This is a genomic window from Amycolatopsis sp. NPDC001319, from assembly GCF_042896185.1.
Classification (GTDB): domain Bacteria; phylum Actinomycetota; class Actinomycetes; order Mycobacteriales; family Pseudonocardiaceae; genus Amycolatopsis.
Genome location: NZ_JBIAWY010000004.1, coordinates 255,742 through 267,415, shown reverse-complemented (window position 1 = coordinate 267,415; position 11,674 = coordinate 255,742). Strand labels below are relative to the sequence as shown.

13 protein-coding genes and 1 pseudogene are annotated in these 11,674 nt (G+C 70.8%); 7 read left to right on the top strand and 7 right to left on the bottom strand.

Features of this window, described 5'->3' with window-relative positions; all coding sequences use genetic code 11:
- Positions 1-35: 35 nt before the first annotated feature.
- A complete protein-coding gene (locus ACFY1H_RS16405) occupies positions 36-1,076 on the bottom strand; it encodes an LLM class flavin-dependent oxidoreductase (protein WP_386947214.1) in 1,041 nt (346 codons plus the stop codon).
- A 100-nt stretch (positions 1,077-1,176) separates the two neighbouring features.
- Here ACFY1H_RS16405 and ACFY1H_RS16400 point away from each other — a divergent pair, with 100 nt between their 5' ends.
- Positions 1,177-2,004 carry a helix-turn-helix transcriptional regulator gene (locus ACFY1H_RS16400; RefSeq protein ID WP_386947212.1) on the top strand — a complete coding sequence of 276 codons (828 nt, stop codon included), beginning with the start codon at positions 1,177-1,179 and terminating at the stop codon, positions 2,002-2,004.
- A 4-nt stretch (positions 2,005-2,008) separates the two neighbouring features.
- Here ACFY1H_RS16400 and ACFY1H_RS16395 read toward each other — a convergent pair whose 3' ends face one another.
- Positions 2,009-2,461: an Lrp/AsnC family transcriptional regulator gene (locus ACFY1H_RS16395; RefSeq protein ID WP_360595072.1), complete on the bottom strand. Its 453-nt coding sequence runs from the start codon at positions 2,459-2,461 to the stop codon at positions 2,009-2,011.
- Positions 2,462-2,611: 150 nt separating this feature from the next.
- Between ACFY1H_RS16395 and pdhA the strand changes: the two genes are divergently transcribed.
- The 3 genes from pdhA to ACFY1H_RS16380 are packed head-to-tail and all read left to right on the top strand — an operon-like array spanning position 2,612 to position 6,002.
- The gene (pdhA, locus tag ACFY1H_RS16390; protein WP_386947210.1) at positions 2,612-3,715 is read left to right on the top strand and encodes a pyruvate dehydrogenase (acetyl-transferring) E1 component subunit alpha; all 1,104 of its coding nucleotides are present in this window, start codon (positions 2,612-2,614) and stop codon (positions 3,713-3,715) included.
- Positions 3,712-4,758 carry an alpha-ketoacid dehydrogenase subunit beta gene (locus ACFY1H_RS16385; RefSeq protein WP_366583137.1) on the top strand — a complete coding sequence of 349 codons (1,047 nt, stop codon included), beginning with the start codon at positions 3,712-3,714 and terminating at the stop codon, positions 4,756-4,758. Before pdhA ends, ACFY1H_RS16385 begins: the two co-directional genes overlap by 4 nt.
- Positions 4,758-6,002 carry a dihydrolipoamide acetyltransferase family protein gene (locus ACFY1H_RS16380; protein WP_386947208.1) on the top strand — a complete coding sequence of 415 codons (1,245 nt, stop codon included), beginning with the start codon at positions 4,758-4,760 and terminating at the stop codon, positions 6,000-6,002. The genes ACFY1H_RS16385 and ACFY1H_RS16380 overlap by 1 nt, the downstream gene beginning before the upstream one ends.
- A gap of 6 nt (positions 6,003-6,008) precedes the next feature.
- On the opposite strand, the gene ACFY1H_RS16375 is transcribed toward ACFY1H_RS16380, so the two are convergent.
- From ACFY1H_RS16375 to ACFY1H_RS16360, 4 genes are all read right to left on the bottom strand, one after another.
- Positions 6,009-6,728: a hypothetical protein gene (locus ACFY1H_RS16375; RefSeq protein WP_386947206.1), complete on the bottom strand. Its 720-nt coding sequence runs from the start codon at positions 6,726-6,728 to the stop codon at positions 6,009-6,011.
- Positions 6,729-6,837: 109 nt separating this feature from the next.
- Positions 6,838-7,233 carry a hypothetical protein gene (locus ACFY1H_RS16370; RefSeq protein ID WP_386947204.1) on the bottom strand — a complete coding sequence of 132 codons (396 nt, stop codon included), beginning with the start codon at positions 7,231-7,233 and terminating at the stop codon, positions 6,838-6,840.
- 50 nt (positions 7,234-7,283) lie between these two features.
- A complete protein-coding gene (locus tag ACFY1H_RS16365; RefSeq protein ID WP_366583133.1) occupies positions 7,284-7,781 on the bottom strand; it encodes a MarR family winged helix-turn-helix transcriptional regulator in 498 nt (165 codons plus the stop codon).
- Between the two features lie 90 nt (positions 7,782-7,871).
- The gene (locus ACFY1H_RS16360; RefSeq protein WP_220243528.1) at positions 7,872-8,081 is read right to left on the bottom strand and encodes a molybdopterin-binding protein; all 210 of its coding nucleotides are present in this window, start codon (positions 8,079-8,081) and stop codon (positions 7,872-7,874) included.
- A gap of 387 nt (positions 8,082-8,468) precedes the next feature.
- On the opposite strand from ACFY1H_RS16360, the pseudogene ACFY1H_RS16355 reads away from it, so the two are divergent.
- Positions 8,469-9,199, top strand: a pseudogene (locus tag ACFY1H_RS16355) (DNA glycosylase AlkZ-like family protein).
- A 37-nt stretch (positions 9,200-9,236) separates the two neighbouring features.
- A complete protein-coding gene (locus ACFY1H_RS16350; protein WP_366583131.1) occupies positions 9,237-9,383 on the top strand; it encodes a hypothetical protein in 147 nt (48 codons plus the stop codon).
- A 1-nt stretch (position 9,384) separates the two neighbouring features.
- Here the strand turns inward: ACFY1H_RS16350 and ACFY1H_RS16345 are convergent, their stop codons facing one another.
- On the bottom strand, positions 9,385-10,887 hold the full coding sequence (locus tag ACFY1H_RS16345) for an amidohydrolase family protein (RefSeq protein ID WP_386947201.1): 1,503 nt from the start codon (positions 10,885-10,887) through the stop codon (positions 9,385-9,387).
- Positions 10,888-11,055: 168 nt separating this feature from the next.
- Between ACFY1H_RS16345 and ACFY1H_RS16340 the strand changes: the two genes are divergently transcribed.
- Complete coding sequence (locus ACFY1H_RS16340; RefSeq protein WP_366583129.1) at positions 11,056-11,616, top strand: NAD(P)H-dependent oxidoreductase; 561 nt, start codon at positions 11,056-11,058, stop codon at positions 11,614-11,616.
- Positions 11,617-11,674 lie beyond the last annotated feature (58 nt).

Here is an 11,674-nt window from a genome sequence, read left to right as displayed (position 1 = left end):
CGCGGACTGAGCCGCGGCACCTTCGCGGCCACGGCTCACTCCGCCATCAGCTCCCGCACCATCGGCGCCACGCGAGTCCCGTACAGCTCGATGTTGCGCAGCACCGACCCGCGCGGCAGCCCGGCCAGTCCGTACTTCAGGTCGAACCGCGTGGCCCCCACCGTCTTCAGCGACGCGGCGATCTTGCGCGCCACTGTCTCCGGTGAGCCGACGTGCCAGGCGCCGCGTTCGGAGACCTCCTCCAGGAACTGCTCGCGCGACGGCGGCCGGAACCCGCGTTCGCGCGCGACGCGGGTGAGCACGTCGACGTAGTGGGGGTACAGCTCTTCCATCGCGTCCTCGTCGCTGTCGGCGATGTGGCCGGGCATGTGCAGACCGATCGCCTTCTGCGGCTTGTCGAGCCGGCGCTGCACATCGCGGAACAGGTCCGCGAACGGCTTGAACCGCGCGGCCGGGCCGCCGATGATCGCGAGCATCAGCGACATGCCGTACTTCGCCGTCCGCAGCACCGATTCGGGGCTGCCGCCGACGCCGATCCACGCCGGGATCGGGCCCGTCTCCGTGTGCGGCACCACTTCCTGGCCGTTCAGCGAGGGCCGCAGCCGGCCGGACCACGTCACGGGCTTCTCCTCCAGCAGGCGGGAGAACAGGTCGACCTTCTCGTCGAACAGCTCGTCGTAGTCGCCCAGGTCGTAGCCGAACAGGGGGAACGACTCGGTGCTCGACCCGCGGCCCAGGATCACCTCCGCGCGTCCGTGCGAGAGCGCGTCGAGGGTCGAGTAGCGCTGGAAGACGCGCACGGGGTCGTCGGAGCTCAGCACCGTGACGGCGGAGCCCAGCCGGATGCGTGACGTGCGCGCCGCCACGGCCGCCAGCACCACGTCGGGCGCCGAGAGCGGCATGTCCACCGTGTGGTGCTCACCGATGCCGAAGAAGTCGAGACCCACGTGATCGGCGAGCACGCCGTGCTCCACCAGGCCGCGGATGGTCTCGGCGTGGCTGACGGGGGTGCCGCCGTCGTCGGAAAGCACGTCCCCGAACGTGTCCAGTCCTAGGGTGACCGAATACTTCGTCATGCCCCGATGTTGTAACCACCACGGCAACCGCACCTCGCCACGCGCTGGGTACCCACACGAGGGGACGGCAGCGGGCGAGCCGCCGAAGGAGAATCGGGTCATGAGCGAGCAGCGCAACACCGAACTCGGGGACTTCCTGCGCTCCCGCAGGGCGGCGCTGACGCCCGCGGAGACCGGGGTCCCGACCTACGGCACTCCGCGGCGCGTCCCCGGGCTGCGACGGGAAGAGGTCGCGCAGCTCGCCGGCGTGAGCGTGAACTACTACACCCGCATCGAGCAGGGCGAGAGCCACCAGATGTCCGACTCGGTGATGGAGGCCATCGCCAACGCGCTGCGCCTCGACGAGAGCGAGCGGATGCACCTGCTGCGCCTGGCCTGGCCCGCCCAGGTGATGCGGCGGGAGGCAGGCCCGGAAATGGTGCGTGACTCGGTTCTCGCGCTGGTCGAGGGCAACCTCGACCAGGCGGCGATCATCGTGGGCCGGCGGACCGACCTGCTCGGTGGCAACCGGCTCGGCTTCGCGTTGCTGGGCATCGACCGCACCGCGCGGCCCAACCTGACCAAGCACATGTTCCTCGAGCCGGCGATGCGCGACCTCGTCGTCGACTGGGAGCGCCAGGCCCGCAACGCGGCCTCCTACCTGCGGATGGCCACCGGCGAGCAGACCGAGGACCCGAAGATGGCGGAGCTGATCGGCGAGCTCAGCATCCACAGCCCGGAGTTCGCGCGGATCTGGGCCTCGCACCCCGTGGCGGAGTGCCTGCACTCGGTCCGCGAGTACGACCACCCGCTCGTCGGGCGGCTCACCCTCAACGAGGAGAGCCTGCGGATGCCCGACGACACGGGTCAGCGCATCATCTTCTCCGGCGCCGATCCCGGCTCGCCGTCGGCCGAGCGGCTGAAGCTGCTCGACTCGCTGGTCTCCTGAGGCCTCACAGCTCGTCGAAGACCAGCACCGTGTGCGTCGAAAGCACGTCCGGCATCGCCTGAAGCCGTTCGAAGACCAGGTCGCGCAGGCTGTCGGCGTCGCTCGTGCGGACGAACAGGATGAGGTCGTTGTCCCCCGAGACGAGCCCGCCGTGCTCGATCTCGGGGATGCTCTTGAGCGCCGCGCTCACCGTGCGCCACGAGTTCTGCGTGACCTTGAGGTAGACGTACGCCGCGAGCCCCTGACCCATCCGCCGCGGATCGGTCACCGCGGCGTACCCGGTGATCACGCCTTCGCGGTGCAGCCGCTCCACCCGCGTGTAACAGCCCGCTCGCGAAATGTGCACGCGCTCGGCCAGCGCCCGCATCGAGGCGCGCCCGTCGGCCTTGAGCTCGGCGATGAGTTTCAGGTCGACCTCGTCGAGGGCCGCCGCCATTCGTCCACCCGGCTCGGACATCCCGGCACCTCCCGAAGCCAATAATCCGGCTCACTGTGAGCAGGTGAGCCATTGTTCCACACTTGCCGTGGATACCTGGATCCCTGATCGGTGCGGAGCGAAGATCGGCGTTAGACGTCTTCCCCTGTTCCCCGTCGATCGGAGCTGCCGGTGACCACCACGGAACGCACCGCCGCGTCGTTCTTCCTCCCGAGCGACGAGCCCCTGGGCCTCATCACCGCCGACGGCGCGCCCGTCGCCGACCCCGACCTGGAGATGCCGGCCGACGACGTGCTGCTGCGCCTGCACCGCGCGATGGTGTCGGGCCGCCGCTTCGACGCGCAGGCCACCGCGCTGACCAAGCAGGGCCGCCTCGCCGTGTACCCGTCCGCCCGCGGCCAGGAGGCGGGTGAGATCGGCTCGATCCTCGCGTTGCGTCCGCAAGACTGGCTCTTCCCGACCTACCGCGACTCGATGGCCGTCGTCGCCCGCGGCGTCGACCCGGTCGAGGTCCTCACGCTGTTGCGTGGCGACTGGCACTGCGGCTATGACCCGTACCGCGCCAACGTCGCGCCCCAGTGCACGCCGCTGGCCACGAACACGCTGCACGCCGTCGGGTTCGCGCACGCCGCCAAGACCAAGAGCGAGGACACCGTCGCGCTGGTGCTGCTCGGCGACGGCGCCACCAGCGAAGGCGACACGCACGAGGCGCTGAACTTCGCGGCCGTGTGGCAGTCGCCGGTGGTGTTCCTGGTGCAGAACAACGGTTACGCCATCAGCGTGCCGCTTTCGAAGCAGACCGCGGCGCCTTCGCTCGCGCACAAGGGCGTGGGCTACGGCATGCCGTCGGTGCTGGTGGACGGCAACGACGCGGCCGCCGTGCACGCCGTGGTGGAGCAGGCCGTCGCGCGCGCCGCCGCCGGTGGCGGGCCGACGTTGATCGAGGCCCTCACCTACCGCGTCGAGTCGCACACCAACGCCGACGACGCCTCCCGCTACCGCGACCGCGCGGAGGTCGAGGCCTGGCTCACCCGCGACCCGATCGCGCGGCTGCAGCGTTACCTCACCGACCGCGGCCTGCTCGACGACGCCGCCCGCGAGGAGATCGCCGCGCGCGCCGAGACCGAAGCCGCGTCGCTGCGCGAGCGCATGAACGTCGACACCGTGCTCGACCCGGCGGACCTGTTCCGCCACGTGTACGCCGAGCCGACGGCCGCGTTGCGCCGCCAGGCCGAGGACCTCACCGTCGAACTCTCCTTCGGAGCCGAAGAATGACCGCGACCCTGGAGTCCACTTCGGGCACCGCCACCGAACCGGACACCGTCACCATGGCCGGCGCGCTCAACCGCGCCCTCGCTGACGCGCTGGCCGAGGACGAGCGCGTGCTCGTGTTCGGGGAGGACGTCGGCACGCTCGGCGGTGTCTTCCGCGTCACCGACGGGCTGGCCGCCCGCTTCGGCGAGACGCGGGTGTTCGACACCCCGCTCGCCGAGTCGGGCATCGTCGGCACGGCCATCGGCATGGCGATGAACGGCCTGCGGCCCGTGGTGGAGATGCAGTTCGACGCGTTCGCCTACCCTGCGTTCGAGCAGATCACCAGCCACCTCGCGAAGCTGCGCAACCGCACGCGCGGCGCCGTCGAGCTGCCCATCGTGATCCGGATCCCCTACGGCGGTGGCATCGGCGGCGTCGAACACCACTGCGACTCCTCCGAGGTCTACTACACGCACACGGCGGGCCTGCGCGTTGTCACGCCGGCTTCGCCCGCTGACGCGTATGCGCTGCTGCGCCAGGCGATCGACAGCCCGGACCCGGTGATCTTCCTGGAGCCCAAGCGGCGCTACTGGGAGAAGGAGACCGTGCGGCTCGACCACCGATCGTCCACTCTGGACCGCGCGGTCGTGCGGCGCTCGGGCACCGACGTCACGCTGATCTCCTACGGCGGCGCGCTCGGCACCACACTCGAAGCCGCCGCGGCGGCCGAGGAAGAGGGCTACAGCGCCGAGGTGATCGACCTGCGCAGCCTCGCCCCGTTCGACCTCGACACGGTCGCCGCGTCGGTTCGGCGGACCGGGCGCGCGGTCGTGGTGCACGAGGCCAGCCGCTTCTGCGGCTACGGCGCCGAGGTCGCGGCCCAGCTGTCGGAGACGTGCTTCCACTACCTGGAGGCGCCCGTGCTGCGCGTCGGCGGGTTCGACATCCCGTACCCCGCCCCGAACCTGGAGAAGCACCACCTGCCGAACGTCGACCGGGTGCTCGACGCGATCGAGCGGCTGCAGTGGGCCGACGCGGCGCCGCTGACGAAAACGGAGGCGTGATGGCCGTCTTCAAGCTGCCCGACCTGGGCGAGGGCCTGACCGAGGCCGAGATCGTCGCGTGGCACGTGGCCGTGGGCGACACCGTGACCGTCGACCAGACGGTGGTGGAGGTCGAGACGGCCAAGGCGAGCGTCGAGGTGCCGGTGCCGTTCGCGGGCCGGGTCGCGACGCTGCACGGTGCGGCCGGCGACGTGCTGACCGTCGGCAGCCCGCTGATCACGGTGGAGGAGGCGCCGGCGTTTCTGGAGCCGGGGGTGGTGACGCCTTCTCCGGCCACTTCGGAGGGCAGCGGCAACGTCCTCATCGGATACGGCACCGGTACGGCTCAGGCGCGGCGGACCCGTCGTGCTCGGGGCACGCGGCGGCCCGGAGCCGCGGTGGTGTCCGCGCCGCGGCCGGTGAACGAGCGCGTGCGCGTGGTGTCGCCGTTGGTGCGGCAGCTGGCCAAACAGTCCGGTGTGGACATCCACGCGCTCGCCGGTTCGGGTACCGACGGGATCATCAGCCGCGCCGACGTCGAGCGAGCGATCGCCGCGGCCGTCACTCCTGCCGCCTCCGACGAACGCCGGATCCCATTGCGCGGCATCCGCAAGACCGTCGCCGACAAGCTCACCCGCTCGCGCCGGGAAATCCCCGAAGCGACTGTCTGGGTCGACATCGACGCGACAGCCCTGCTCGAAACCCGCGCCGCCCTCAACTCCGACGTCGGCGCGCCGAAGATCAGCCTCCTCGCCCTGCTGGCCAAGTTCACCGTCGAAGGCCTGCGTCGCTTCCCCGAGCTCAACGCACACCTCGACGGCGACGAGATCGTGATCCCCTCGGCCGTGCACCTCGGGTTCGCCGCGCAGACCGACCGCGGCCTTGTGGTCCCCGTCGTGCCCGGCGCGCACGAGCTTTCGGTGGAACAGCTCTCCGGCGCCCTCGCCGAACGCACCGAGCGCGCCCGCTCCGGCTCACTCGCCCCCGCCGAGCTCACCGGCGGCACCTTCACGATCAACAACTACGGCGTGTTCGGCGTCGACGGTTCCGCCGCCATCATCAACCACCCCGAGGTCGCGATCCTCGGGATCGGCCGGATCATCGACCGCCCGTGGATCGTCGACGGCCAGGTCGTGCCGCGCAAGATCACCGAGCTGACGCTGGCGTTCGACCACCGCGTCTGCGACGGCGGCACGGCGGGCGGGTTCCTGCGGTTCATCGCGGACTGCGTGGAGTCACCGCTGCGGCTCCTGCGCGGCTTGTAGCGTTGCTCAGGCGAACTTGATCTCACTGAGGTCGATCGACACCAGCAGCGGTTCCGGCACCGGCTTGCCGTCCTCCCCGACGGGGTAGACGCGACGCTTGGTGGGGACCACGATGCCGTCGACCTCGCGGTGCTCCGACGAGTAGTGCGCCGCGAGGCCGCCGGCGACCGCCTCGGCGTCGTAGTCGTGGCGGCGGATGAGGCCGTCGGCGTCGAAGTAGAAGGTCTGAACCTTGTTGTGCGTGGTGAGGTCGTCGGGGAACTCCACGCGCAGGCGGCGCCACGTCTCGCCGTCCTCCTGCCACGGCGCGAGCTCCTCGGTGCGGAAGCCCGGACGGGTGAGCGTGAACGGCGTGGTCAGGTACGTCCACATCGCGTAGCCCGCGAAGTACGCCGTCTGCAGCCGGTCCCAGTGTGACTCCAACGTGTGGCCGGCGAACGACGCGCGGAGGTTGTCGCGCTCCTCCACGACCTCGCCCGCCGCGTTCTCGATCGCCACGTGCTCGCCGCGGAACGCCGTGCGCAGCCCGGGCCCGCCGAACGGCGAGTGGCTGGTGAACTGCCGATGCAGCTCGACGCGGACGTCGATCTCGTCGAGCAACCCAGCCTGGCCCTTCAGCGGAAACACGACCCCGCCGTTGCGCAGGTGCGCCCTCACACTGTTCAGCTCGTTCCAGCGCTTCAACCCACCGTGCGCCTCGACGGCGATGTCCAGCAAGTCACTCATGTCCGTAACTCCGATCCTCGGGTGGCTCCTGCCTCACCACTTGAATATGACCGGTCGTCTTAACTCTTGTCAACCCCTCCTCCTTCGCGGCTCGGCTACCGCTTGCCGGCTACCGGCTACCGGCGAAGAACTCCCGCCCCGCCGGCACCCACAGCAGAACCACCGACGCGACTTGCAGCGCCCCGAGCACCGGGATGACCGCGTGGAACATCCCCGAGGACGACCACGAGAACACGCTGAACAGCACCACTGCCAACTGCGAGACGGTCACCAGCCGCCGCACCCACACTCTCCCGCCCCTCAGCTTCCACGCCGGCACCACGCACAACAGCAGCAGCACCAGGTGAAACCCCACCGCCGCCCCGACCGCCACATCGGCCGCGCGCGCCACCTCAGCCACCCCGAACTCCGGATGCGCCGCCGCAACCTCGTCACGCACCGCCCCCTCGCGCGCCCGCATCACCAGCGGCACCACCAGGTGACTCACCGCCACGAGGCCCAGCAATCCCCGCGCAACCTGCCCAACGGCGGGTATTCGGGCCGGAGCTATCGCAGTCATTTCTCCCCCTCATCACCCTGGCGTTTCCTCCGCCAGCGCGGCCCACTCCCGCGCTGCGCCGCCGAAGCTGCGTCGCCGCGGGTCGACCACGCCTGGTTCAGGCGGGTGATCAGCTCGCGGGCCCTGGTGACGTCTTCGTCCGACCAGCCGGAGATCACGTCGGCGAACACCGCCGCACCGGCGGCGACCGTGGCTTCGGCGTCGGCGCGGCCGGTTTCCGTCTGCCGCACCAGGAAAGTCCGCGAGTCCGCCGGGTCCGGCTCCACCGCGATCTGCCCGGCCGCCTCCAGCGCGGCGAGGTGGCGACTGGTCGCCGACGCCGTGAGCCCCAGCTCGGCCGCGATCGCGTTCGGCCGCACGGGCTGCCGGGCCTCGACGGTGCCCAGCACGCGCACCCGCGTCAGGTCGAGGTGCCGCGAGATCCGGCGGTGGCCGGTGTCGATGAGCTCCATGACCGCGCGGGCCAGGTCTGCTCGTTCGTTTCGTTGCGGCATGAAACGACCGTAGCGCGCACGACTGGAAACGGGCACAAAAAAAGCCCGAACCCGCTGGTCAGCAGGTTCGGGCCGCGAGCTGGCGAAACGTCACTCGACGCCGAGCATGACCTCGGTCGACTTCACCAGCGCGGTCACCGGCTTGCCGACCTCGAGCTCCAGCTCCTCGGCGGCGTCCTTGGTGATCGAGGCGGTGACGGACTGGCCGCCGTCGAGCTGGACCGTGACCACGGTCATGACCGCGCCGGGCTTCACCGCCGACACGGTGCCGACGAGCTGGTTGCGGGTTGACAGGCGCATGTGGACAGTCCTTTGTGCGGTGTGTGGAAGTACGACAACGCCGCCACAGTAATACTTTTCCGCGAGCACCGTCGCCGATTCGATCACCCATCGAACCGACCTGCGGCACCACTCATCCCCCTGGTCCCGCACTTGCACGCCCAGCGCCCCCCACCGAGCAGCACCCGCATTTCCCTGTGATTTTCACCGCCCGCGTGTCGCGCTGGGTTTGGCCGCGTGGAACTGCGCACCCGGGACGCCCGCCGGCCGGGGGCGCGCGACGTGTGCGAGGTCCTCGGCGCGCTGCGGTGCCTGCAACTCGACTCGATCAGCGTGGTCGCGCACAGCCACCACCTCGTGCTGCGCAGCCCGCTGCACCAGGCACTGATTCGCGCCTACCCGGCCGAGATGTCGGCGTACGGGCGCCGGGTCGCCGAGTTCCTCCACGGCAACGCCGCCTTGCGTGACCACATCCTCGATCGGCTCCGCGAATCCGGCCCGCTGCCGGCCGGCGCGTTCGAGGACCGATCGACGGCCGGGTGGGTCTCGGGCGGCTGGACGACCGGGCGCAACGTGGAGCGCATGCTCGACGTGCTCTGGTTCCGCGGCGAGATCATGGTGGCGTCGCGAACCGGCGGGAAACGCCTGTGGGACTTGGCTTCCCGGTGCCTGCCCGCCGGCCTCGAGCCCACGCCCCTGACCGAGACCGAGATCGTGACGCGCTGCGCGGAGTACGCGCTGCGCGCCCTCGGCGTCGCGCGGCGCTGCTGGAGGCGATCACCGCCGGCGGCTGGACGCCGCACACCACGTTGCTTTCGCCGTTCGACAACCTCATCTGCGACCGCGGCCGCACGCAACGGTTGTGGGGATTCGAGTTCCGCACGGAGATGTACGTGCCGAAGGCCAAGCGCCGCTACGGCTACTACGTGCTGCCCGTCCTCCACGGCGACCGCCTGATCGGCCAGGTCGCCCCGCGCGTGGACCGGCGCCGCCGAGCGCCCGAGCTCGAAGGTGTCCACGCCGAGGCCACCGCGCCGACCCGCGCGGGTGCCGCCGTGCACGCTGATCAGGAATTGACGTTTTCCTTGCGCCACTTGATCATGCGCGGAACACCCACCCCGCCGTACCGTAAAGCTTAGCTTTGACAAGCATTACCGCGAGAAAGGACCATCCGCCATGTGGGCGCCCCTCACCGTTGCGCTGCTGATCGGCTTCGTCGGGAACCTGACGCTGGACCGGACGGGCTCCGCGGTCGTGTTCCTCGTCCTCGCGGTGGCCACGGTCGCCACCGCGGTCGCGTTGCGCAGGAACAAGGCCGCCTGAGTCAGGCGCGGACCGGCTTGCCGGGCAACGCGTCGGGCACGAGGGAGCCGGCGCGCACCACCGCGGTGCCGTTCACGAGCACGTGCTCGATCCCCACCGAGGGCCGCGTTCCGTCCACATAGGACGCCTGGTCCGCGATCCGCGCGGGGTCGAACACCACCACGTCGGCGTCGCTGCCGGCGCGCAGGCGACCCTTGCGCCACAGGGCGGGCACGGCTTCGTCCAGGACCTGCGCGGGCAGCAGCGAGCAGCGCGCGACCGCTTCGGACAACGTCAGCTTCCCGCTTTCCCGGTAGAGCCGCCGAATCGCGCGCGAGAACGTACCCGCGCCCCGCGGGTGGCCGAGCGCGCCCGGCGGCAGCGGCCACGTCAGCGGGTCCGGCCGGGTGCCCGTCCACGTCAGCGGCATGGCGTCGCTCGCGATGGCGGTGCCCTCGAAGAGCAGGGCGCGCTCCAGCGCCGGGTCGTCCTCGTCGAGGAAGTGCAGCAGCGCGAGCGCGCCCGGGGTGCTCGCGCGGACCTCGGCGAGACGCGCGGCGTCCGCGATGCGCTCCCCCGTGCCGACGAGCACGAGCGAGTCGGGCCGGATGCCTTGGCGCGCCAGGACTTCCGGCGCCAGGAAAGCCGCGCCGATGGCCGTCGAGCCGGCGCCGTAGGGGTACGCCTCGGTGGTCACCTCGGCGCCTTCCAGCCGGCAGCGCTCCACGAGCCCGAGCACGCGGTCGACGTGGCGCCCCGACGTGCTGTTCACGTGGCAGTAGTGCAGGTGCACCCCGGTCTGTCCCGCGACGCGCGCGATCTCCTCGGCGCCGTCGACCGGCACGTCCGGGTCGGCTTCCACGAGCGGGCGCGCGTGCGTGAACGCGGGCAGCCCGGCCTCCGCGGCCAGCTCCGCCACGGCGACGAACTCGGCCGGATCGAGGTGCGGCGCGTAGCCCGCGAGCACGCCGACGCCCAGCGCGCCGTCGGCCAGGTCCCGTGACAGGTGCTCGAAGATCCGCGCGCGCTCGACCGCCGACGCCTCAGCGCGCCACGCGGACACGCCCAGGTGCGTGAGCACCGTGTCCGGCGGGCCTTCGAGCGGCGCCCCCGCGAGCACGGCCATGCGCGCCAGCGCCCACGACGTCGAGTAGCCGTAGTTGACCGGCCGGCCCTCCGCCGCAGCCCGCGCGTACGCCGCGCCGACCGGCGTGATGCCGGCCTCGAGCTCCAACGCCGTGGTGACGCCGTCGAGCGCCTGCAGCCGCTGCTCGGGAATCGCCTGGCCGTGGCTGTGCAGATCCACGAACCCCGGGGCGACGACGAGGCCGGTCGCGTCGATCGTCTGCGCGCCCTGCAGCGGTGTTGCGGATACCACACTCACGGTGCCGCCGGTGATTCCGACGTCGGCCACCGCGTCGAAACCGCTCTCCGGGTCGAGCACCCGTCCGCCCCTGATCACGAGCGGATAGCTGTCCTGTGAAGTGGTCACGATTCGCTCCTGGGAGTGGGCGACGGCACGCACAAGGTACTGCCGATTCACCCGGCCGTGGGAATGACCCTCGCACCCGGTTTGTTGACACGTCCGCAGAGCGGAGACTAAATTGCGGACGCGTCATCGAACACTTCTGGATCAAGCCCTGACCAGCGCAACTGAACCGATGACCGTCCCCTCGAACCAGGAAAGTCGGACATGACCAAGATTGCGATCATCCTCGGCAGCACCCGTCCGGGCCGCAACGGCGAAGCCGTGGCGAAGTGGGCCCTCGACATCGCGAAGCAGCGTGGCACCGCGGAGTACGAGCTCCTCGACCTCCTCGACTACGAGCTCCCGCACCTCGACGAGCCGCTGCCGCCGGCCATGGGCCAGTACGCGCAGGAGCACACCAAGCGCTGGGCCGAGAAGATCGCCGAGTTCGACGGCTACGTCTTCGTGACCGCGGAGTACAACCACGCCATCCCGGGCCCGCTGAAGAACGCCATCGACTTCCTGGGTGCCGAGTGGAACAACAAGGCCGCCGGCTTCGTCGGCTACGGCTCCGTCGGCGCCGTCCGCGCGGTGGAGCAGCTGCGCCTCGTGCTGAGCAACCTGCAGGTCGCCCACGTGACGAGCCAGGTCGCGCTGTCGCTGTTCACCGACTTCGAGAACATGTCGACCTTCAAGCCGGCCGAGATGCACACCGGCTACCTCAACACGACCCTCGACCAGGTCGAGGCGTGGAGCAAGGCGCTCGCCACCCTTCGCAACGCCTGAGTCTCGGTGTTTGGCCTCCCGCCCACCGGGTAGCCGGTGAGTGCCAGCGAATGAGCAA

Coding starts and splice junctions, on each gene's coding strand:
- ACFY1H_RS16365 (WP_366583133.1), bottom strand. CDS start 7,781: ATGCCGCAACGAAACGAACGAGCAGACCTGGCCCGCGCGGTCATGGAG.
- ACFY1H_RS16360 (WP_220243528.1), bottom strand. CDS start 8,081: ATGCGCCTGTCAACCCGCAACCAGCTCGTCGGCACCGTGTCGGCGGTG.
- ACFY1H_RS16395 (WP_360595072.1), bottom strand. CDS start 2,461: ATGTCCGAGCCGGGTGGACGAATGGCGGCGGCCCTCGACGAGGTCGAC.
- ACFY1H_RS16385 (WP_366583137.1), top strand. CDS start 3,712: ATGACCGCGACCCTGGAGTCCACTTCGGGCACCGCCACCGAACCGGAC.
- ACFY1H_RS16350 (WP_366583131.1), top strand. CDS start 9,237: ATGTGGGCGCCCCTCACCGTTGCGCTGCTGATCGGCTTCGTCGGGAAC.
- ACFY1H_RS16400 (WP_386947212.1), top strand. CDS start 1,177: ATGAGCGAGCAGCGCAACACCGAACTCGGGGACTTCCTGCGCTCCCGC.
- ACFY1H_RS16405 (WP_386947214.1), bottom strand. CDS start 1,076: ATGACGAAGTATTCGGTCACCCTAGGACTGGACACGTTCGGGGACGTG.
- ACFY1H_RS16380 (WP_386947208.1), top strand. CDS start 4,758: ATGGCCGTCTTCAAGCTGCCCGACCTGGGCGAGGGCCTGACCGAGGCC.
- ACFY1H_RS16375 (WP_386947206.1), bottom strand. CDS start 6,728: ATGAGTGACTTGCTGGACATCGCCGTCGAGGCGCACGGTGGGTTGAAG.
- ACFY1H_RS16340 (WP_366583129.1), top strand. CDS start 11,056: ATGACCAAGATTGCGATCATCCTCGGCAGCACCCGTCCGGGCCGCAAC.